8 protein-coding genes are annotated in these 6,848 nt (G+C 72.2%); 5 read left to right on the plus strand and 3 right to left on the minus strand.

Annotated features, from left to right (window positions below):
- Window positions 1–1,158, plus strand: a 1,158-nt coding sequence (locus ABZ749_RS25785; protein WP_357232208.1) for a serine/threonine-protein kinase, incomplete at its 5' end; no start/stop codon positions are given.
- Window positions 1,159–1,191: 33 nt separating this feature from the next.
- The gene (locus ABZ749_RS25790; RefSeq protein WP_357232211.1) at window positions 1,192–1,833 is read left to right on the plus strand and encodes a histidine phosphatase family protein; all 642 of its coding nucleotides are present in this window, start codon (window positions 1,192–1,194) and stop codon (window positions 1,831–1,833) included.
- Window positions 1,834–1,904: 71 nt separating this feature from the next.
- Here ABZ749_RS25790 and ABZ749_RS25795 read toward each other — a convergent pair whose 3' ends face one another.
- From ABZ749_RS25795 to ABZ749_RS25805, 3 genes are all read right to left on the minus strand, one after another.
- Complete coding sequence (locus ABZ749_RS25795; RefSeq protein ID WP_357232214.1) at window positions 1,905–2,405, minus strand: DinB family protein; 501 nt, start codon at window positions 2,403–2,405, stop codon at window positions 1,905–1,907.
- A gap of 44 nt (window positions 2,406–2,449) precedes the next feature.
- Window positions 2,450–2,890, minus strand: a complete 441-nt coding sequence (locus ABZ749_RS25800) for a VOC family protein (RefSeq protein ID WP_357232217.1) — start codon at window positions 2,888–2,890, stop codon at window positions 2,450–2,452.
- A gap of 114 nt (window positions 2,891–3,004) precedes the next feature.
- Window positions 3,005–3,787 (minus strand): carbon-nitrogen hydrolase family protein, encoded by a 783-nt coding sequence (locus tag ABZ749_RS25805; protein ID WP_357232220.1) that lies wholly within the window; start codon window positions 3,785–3,787, stop codon window positions 3,005–3,007.
- Here ABZ749_RS25805 and ABZ749_RS25810 point away from each other — a divergent pair.
- The 3 genes from ABZ749_RS25810 to ABZ749_RS25820 all read left to right on the plus strand — a co-directional run bounded on the left by ABZ749_RS25810 (window position 3,786) and on the right by ABZ749_RS25820 (window position 6,527).
- On the plus strand, window positions 3,786–4,568 hold the full coding sequence (locus ABZ749_RS25810) for a DedA family protein (protein WP_355009991.1): 783 nt from the start codon (window positions 3,786–3,788) through the stop codon (window positions 4,566–4,568). The genes ABZ749_RS25805 and ABZ749_RS25810 overlap by 2 nt on opposite strands.
- 142 nt (window positions 4,569–4,710) lie before the next feature.
- Window positions 4,711–5,892 carry a histidine kinase gene (locus ABZ749_RS25815; RefSeq protein WP_357232224.1) on the plus strand — a complete coding sequence of 394 codons (1,182 nt, stop codon included), beginning with the start codon at window positions 4,711–4,713 and terminating at the stop codon, window positions 5,890–5,892.
- Complete coding sequence (locus tag ABZ749_RS25820; protein ID WP_357232227.1) at window positions 5,883–6,527, plus strand: response regulator transcription factor; 645 nt, start codon at window positions 5,883–5,885, stop codon at window positions 6,525–6,527. The genes ABZ749_RS25815 and ABZ749_RS25820 overlap by 10 nt, the downstream gene beginning before the upstream one ends.
- Window positions 6,528–6,848 lie beyond the last annotated feature (321 nt).

Consider the following 6,848-nt stretch of genomic DNA (forward strand, 5'->3'; position numbering starts at 1 on the left):
GGCCACAACCTGGCCGACCGGCTGCGGACCGGGCCGCTGCCCTGGCCGGAGGCGGTCCGGGTGGCCGGGCAGATCGCCGCCGCGCTGGCCGCCGCGCACCGCATCGGCGTCGTGCACCGCGACGTCAAGCCCGGAAACGTCATGCTCACCGACACCGGCGCCAAGGTGCTCGACTTCGGCATCGCCGCGCTCGGCGGCCTCGACAGCCAGTCCGGCGAACCGCTGATGGGCACCCCCGCCTACTTCGCCCCGGAACGGCTGACCGCCGGCCCGCCCGACCCGGCGAGCGACGTGTACGCCCTCGGCGCACTGCTCTACCGCACCCTCACCGGGCGGGCGCCGCTACCCGTGCAGAGCTGGGAGGACGCGCTGGAGGTGCACCGGCGCGGCACCCCGGTGCCGCCGCTGCGAGTGCCCGGCCTTCCCGCCGACATCGCCGAGCTGACCGTGGCCTGCCTGGCCGCCAACCCGGCCGACCGGCCGAGCGCCGCGCATCTGGCCCGCCGATTCGGTGCCGGTCAGCCGGTCGAGCCGCCCACCGAGCTGCTGCGCATCCGGCCGGCCGCCCACCCGCCCACCCTGATCGACAGATCGGTGGTGGCCCGCCCCGTCCCGGCGACCGCCGCACCGCCCCGACGCCGGTCGCGTCGGCCCCTCGGTGTGCTCGTCGCGGCCGTGCTCGCCGTGCTGATCGGCGTCGGCGCCCTCATCGCGCAGAATCCGCTCGGCAATCCGGGCACACCCGACCCGACCGAGGTCGCCGCCGCGCCGTCGACCTCCTCCCCGGCCCCCGCGCCCACGACACACTCGCCGACGCCGGCCGCACCGTCCTCGCCACCCTCCGCCGCCAGCACCGCGCCCTCAACCGTCGGGCAGCAGGTACCGGTCAGCTTCCGCGAGGTGAGCAGCGAGTTCGCCGCCATCCTCGCCACCGCGGTCGCCCGCGACGACATCGACCGGAAGACCGCCGAAGACCTGCGCGACGACCTGGCCGACCTCAACCGCCGCACCAGGGACCGCGCCGAGCGCGTCGCCGACCTACGGGACCGCATCGCCGAGCTGGTGCGGCGGGACCGCCTACCAGCGCAGACGGGCGAGAAACTGGACGCTCTGCTCGCCCGGACCGGCACGTTCTCCACCAGCCGTACGGACGACTGATACCTCCGTCGATACCGCTGGCATGATGTCCCGATGCGGACACGTCTGATCTTCGTGCGACACGGCGAGTCGGTCCACCAGCTCGAAGGAGTCATCGGTGGGCCACGTGGCTGTCGGGGCCTCACCGCCCTCGGCCACGAGCAGGCACACGACCTGGCCAACCGGCTCACCGGCGACATCGCCGCCGACGGGCCGGTGGCGGTCTACTCGTCCGTGCTGCGCAGGGCGGTCGAGACCGCGCAACCGATCGGCGCGGCGTTCGGCGTCCGGCCCGTGGCCGACTGTGGTCTCTGCACCTGGCACACACCCCCGTACGCCGACGGCCTGCCGACCTCCCTCTTCCGTACCGACCACGCGATTGCGGGCGGCGGCGTGTTCCGACCGTTCGAGGAGGGCAACGAGAGCTGGGCCGAACTGGTGGTCCGCGTCAGCCGCGCGATCATGGAGATCGCCCACCGGCACCGGGGCTCCACAGTGGTCCTGGTCGGCCACAGCGAAACCGTCGAGGGCGCCTTCCACGCGCTCGGCGCGCAGCCGGTCTTCCGGGCGTTCGACCTGGACGTGCCCCCGGCCTCGATCACCGAATGGACCACCGACCACGACCCCGGCGGCTGGCCGCCGGCCCGCTGGACGCTGCGTCGCTTCGCCGACACCGGGGGGTGGGCCAGAGCGTGATCCAGTACCGCCGGGCCGGACCGAGTTCGGTGTCTCGGACGGCGGCGGGCGGACGGGCGGATGGGGCGACGCTATTCGGCGGCCAGGATCTGCTCGCGCAGGATCTCCGCGTGCCCGCAGTGCTGCGCCATCTCGCGCAGCACGTGCAGGTAGACCCAGCGCAGCGGCAGCGGGCCGCGCCGGTTGCCGCGAAGCAGGTCGTCGAGGCCCAGGCTGGACGTGGCGCGGCGGGAGGCTTCGCAGGCTTCCCGGTGCGCGCGCTGGACGGCGGCGATCGTGTCGCCGTCGTTTAGGATGAACGATTCGTCCGGCGTGGCCGGGATGCCGATTTCGGAGCGGGGCCGGCAGGTGACGGCCTCGTCGAACCAGACCTTCTCCACGAACGCGGCGTGCTTCACCAGACCCAGCAGCGTCGTCCGGGACGGCACCAACGACCGCCGCGCCTGCTCCTCGGTCAGCCCGTCCAGGTAGCCGTTGAGCGCTCTGCGGTGCTCGTCGATGAACGCCTCGAACTGCGTCTGGGCTGACTGGCCGACGACATCAGCGGCGAAGGTCGGAGGAAAGGAGGTCATTCCCGAAGCATTCCAAGGTCGTTGCCGCCGCGCAAACAGCACATTCAACCGAAGGAGAGAAGAGCGCCGCGCTCGTCAAAGCGGGCGGTGCCCGCCCAGGCGATCTCCCACCGGTTGCCCTCCGGGTCGGCGATGTAGCCGGAGCGCCCACCCCAGGACCGGTCGGTCGGCTGCGCCACCACCGTCGCCCCCGCCGCGACGGCCGCCGTGAAGGCCGCGTCGACCTGCTCGGGGCTGTCGACGTTGCAGGCCAGGGTGACCCCCGACCAGCCACCGGCCGGCGGCGGCACGCCCGGCGCAGCCTCGGCGGCCAACTCCGGTAGCGGGTAGAGCGCGAACAGCACACCACCCAGCAGGAAGGCCGACCAGCGGTCGTCACTGGCCGGCAGCTCGGGCCACCCCAACGACCGGTAGAACGACCGCAGCGCGGCGACGTCGCGTGCTCCCAGTGTGACCACGGACAGTCGGGAGGGGACGGCGCTCATGAACCGATCCTGCCCGAAGCGGACCGTCTCTGTCGTCGTGGGCTCTGCCATGCGCTCCTCCACGTGTCGATGACACTGTCCACGCTAGGGGACGGGTCCGACGGAGACTCCCAGTCAGCCGATGCTGACGCTGACCGACTCACCCGCGTCGGTGCCCGCCCGGGCGTACACCTCGCCCTTCGGCGTCCAGACGCCCGAGAGCCCCGCCGCCTCGGTGTAGCCACCGCCGGTCGACCCGGCGAAGCTCGCCACCGCCACCCAGACCCGGTGCGCGGTGGTGATCCGGTGCGCCCGCTGGTCTGTCACTGCGGCGTCGCGGACCGACTCCAGGACGCCCGCCGCGTACACGTCGATCCCGAGCGCGGCCGTCCGGTCCGCGTGCGCGGCCACGCCGGTGTCCTTGCAGATCGCCAGCCCCACCCGCCAACCGTCCACATCGAGCACGACCGGGGTGTCGCCGGGCCGGAACCGGCGGGCCTCCGCGTCCCCCAGCCACATCTTCCGGTACGCCACCGTCGCACCGCCACCGGTCACCGCCAGCATCGCGATGTGGTCGCCGGTGACCGGCGCACCGACCAGGGCCAGCGCACCCGCCTCGGCGCACGCCTCGACCAGCGGCGCCAACCGCGGGTCGTCGACCGACACGACCGGCGCGTCCAACTCGTACCCGGTCAGCGACAGCTCCGGAAAGACCACCACCCGGGCGCGCGCCGCGCGGACCGCGGCGGCGTGCGCCCGCGCGTTTGCCGCGACGTCCAGGGGTACGCACGGCGGCTGGACCACCGCGAGCCGCAGCGGGGTGCGGCTTTCCGCACCCCCACCGGTGTGGTCGACCCGCGCGGCCGGGCGGTCGGCCCCATGGTCGGCTCTCAGGATGACTTCGTAACGTGGGCGCATGATTCGAACGTCCCACGCCGTGTTCGCCACCGGAACCCCCGCCGCCGCAGCGGAGCCACCACAGGACGGGATCGTCGGCTACGTCACTGACCTGGTGGAACGACTCGGCGGACCGGGCGCTGGCCTGGCAGTGGCGTTGGAGAACCTCTTCCCGCCGATCCCCAGTGAGGTGATCCTGCCGCTGGCCGGGTTCGTCGCCGCACAGGGACGGATGAGTCTGGTCGGTGCGATCTTCTGGACCACGCTGGGTTCGGTGGTGGGTGCGCTCGCGCTCTACCTGATCGGCGCGGCGCTGGGACGCGACCGGATGCGCAACATCGTTTCCCGGCTTCCACTGGTCAAGCTCAGCGACGTGGACCGGACCGAGGCGTGGTTCCTGCGCCACGGTGTGAAGGCCGTCTTCTTCGGCCGGATGATCCCGATCTTCCGAAGCCTGATCTCCATCCCGGCGGGGGTGGAGCGGATGCCGGTGAGCACGTTCCTGCTCTACACCACGCTGGGCAGCCTGATCTGGAACACCACGTTCGTGCTCGCCGGTTACCTGCTGGGTGACAACTGGCATCTCGTCGAGGGCTACGCCGGCATGCTCCAGAAGGTGGTGATCGTCGTCTGCGCGGCGGCGGCCGCCTGGTTCGTCGGGTCCCGCGTGCTGAAGGCCCGCCGCGCTGCCCGCGACCCCGAGCCGACCGAACCCGAGCAGGGTGCCTTGAACGGGATGCCCGACCCGGGCGGTCGCGGCACCCTCTACCGAAGCGGATCGTGGGCGTCGGACGAGCGCTAGCCAGCCCTTCTGGTTTGCTTGTTCCTTTGCTCTGCACCCCAGACTGCACCGGCGTCGCGTGCGGACGGGTCACGTGACGCCCCACATCGCGCCGACGTTTCCTGCGGGCACGTCGCACGAAGCGGCGCAAGGGGGAGCAGGCTTGCTGCGGAAGGCGGGCGAGGTGGTGGGGGAGCGGCAGACCGGCAGGTGGTTGCTTCGGCTCCGGCTGCCGCTCGGTGTCGCCGTCGGAATCGCGACGTCCGCCGTCGAGTTCGCCTTCCTCGCCGTCGCGGTCGCAGCCTGCGGTGTGTCCGCGGTCGCGCCTGCGGCGGGCCGTCGGGTTACCGGCCTGACCAGCAGGTACGGCGGGCGGCTCATGCGGATGGAACACCGCCGCCTCGCCGGGCTGTTCGCCACGCAGGATCTGCCCGTGCCGACCACCGCGGCGACCCGGCGGCAGCTCGGCTACCTGGCCGCGCGACTGTTGCCCGGCGCGCTCGGCCTGCTGGCGTACGCCGTGCTCGGCGTCGGTGTGGTGCTGGCCGGGATCGTGCTGCGCGCGGCCGTGCGCGGGGAGCTGACTGTTCTCGACGCCCTGTCCCAGGTCGCCGTCGGGGCGGTGCTGTTACTGCTCAACGTTCAGGCCGTCGCCAGCATCGCCGCACTGGACATCTGGCTGGCGCGACGACTGCTCGGCGCGGGAAGTCGGGCAGAGCTGACCCGCCGGGTCCACGAGCTGACCACCAGTCGGGCCGGAGTCATCGCCGCTGTCGACGCCGAACGGCAGCGCATCGAACGCGACCTGCACGACGGCCTCCAACAGCGACTGGTCGCCCTCGGCATGCTGCTCGGCCGGGCCCGCCGCGCCCGCGACGCCGACCGCACACACGCACTGCTCGCTCAGGCACACGAGGACGTGCAGCGGGCCATCGAAGAGTTGCGCGAGGTGGCGTGGCGGGTCTACCCGTCAGCGCTGGACGACAGCGATCTGGGTGAGGTCCTGGCCATCGTCGCCCGCGGATCCGAGGTGCCGGTGCGAATCCGCTGCGAGCTGCCGGTCCGCCCCGAGCGGCAGGTCGAGACGGTGCTGTACTTCGTCGCCTGCGAGGCGCTCACCAACGCCGCGAAGCACGCCGCCGCTACCCTGGTCACTGTCGAAATCGGAGTACGGGATGGGTGGATCCAAATGCGCGTACACGACGACGGCGTCGGCGGCGCGGAACCGACCGGACGTGGGTTGTCCGGGCTGGCGCGACGGGTCGCCGCGCTGGACGGCCGACTTCTGGTGACCAGCCCAGCCGGCGGTCCGACGACCGTGCTGGCGCAGCTGCCGTGCGCCTAGTCCTCGCCGAAGACTCGACGCTGCTCCGGGAGGGCCTGACGCGGCTGCTCGCCGACGAGGAGCACGAGGTGCTCGCGGCGGTCGGGACCGCCGACCAGCTTGTCGAGGCGGTCGGACGATCCCGTCCCGACGTGGTCGTCACCGACGTCCGGATGCCACCCGACCACACCGATGACGGGCTGCGGGCCGCCCTGGAGATCCGTCGCCGGTGGCCCGATACCGGCGTCCTCGTGCTCTCCCAGTACGTGGAGCGGCGTTACGCCGGGAGGCTGCTCGCGGACCGTCCCGAGGGGGTCGGCTACCTGCTCAAGGACCGGGTCGCCCAGGTGGACGACTTCCTCGACGCCCTCGACCGGGTGGCCGCCGGAGGCACCGCCCTCGACCCGGAAGTGGTCCGTCAGGTGGTGGCCGGCTCGGACCGTCCCGACCCGTTCGGTCGGCTCACGCCGCGGGAACGGGACGTGTTGCACGAGATGGCCCAGGGGCACACGAATCTCGCCATCGCCCAGCGGTTGCACGTATCGCAGAGCGCTGTCGAGAAGCATGTCAACGCCATCTTCGACAAGCTCGACCTCGCACACACAACGGGCTACAGCCGACGAATCCTCGCAATCCTGCGCTACCTGGGCTCCTGACCCGCCCAGGCTGTGGGCAGGGCATCGCGGCCGGCCACGCATGATCGACTCGGGTTTCCTGATGTCGGGGTGTCCGGGCGTCCGGGATGCCCCGCCTTCCGTGAACCCGAGTGGATCAACCCGGTGAGGGCTGGTTCGATGGCGTGGAGCCCGGTGCCGTGTGGGTGGTTTGTCGGTTTGTGGGGTGTGGCCGGGCGCACGCGTGGGCCGGAATCATGGCCGGGCCGGGGTCGTTACATACCCTGACGATCGCAGTACCAGCGGCCGGCCGAGGATCTCGGTGAGGAAGTCCGCCTCGGTCAGCTCGTCGTCGGGCCAGTC

Source organism: Micromonospora sp. NPDC047753 (assembly GCF_040642735.1).
In the GTDB taxonomy this organism is placed as follows: domain Bacteria; phylum Actinomycetota; class Actinomycetes; order Mycobacteriales; family Micromonosporaceae; genus Micromonospora.

What these genes read in the sequence shown, in the direction of transcription:
- ABZ749_RS25790 (WP_357232211.1), top strand. Translation starts at nt 1,192, where the DNA reads ATGCGGACACGTCTGATCTTCGTGCGACACGGCGAGTCGGTCCACCAG.
- ABZ749_RS25800 (WP_357232217.1), bottom strand. Translation starts at nt 2,890, where the DNA reads ATGAGCGCCGTCCCCTCCCGACTGTCCGTGGTCACACTGGGAGCACGC.
- ABZ749_RS25805 (WP_357232220.1), bottom strand. Translation starts at nt 3,787, where the DNA reads ATGCGCCCACGTTACGAAGTCATCCTGAGAGCCGACCATGGGGCCGAC.
- ABZ749_RS25795 (WP_357232214.1), bottom strand. Translation starts at nt 2,405, where the DNA reads ATGACCTCCTTTCCTCCGACCTTCGCCGCTGATGTCGTCGGCCAGTCA.
- ABZ749_RS25810 (WP_355009991.1), top strand. Translation starts at nt 3,786, where the DNA reads ATGATTCGAACGTCCCACGCCGTGTTCGCCACCGGAACCCCCGCCGCC.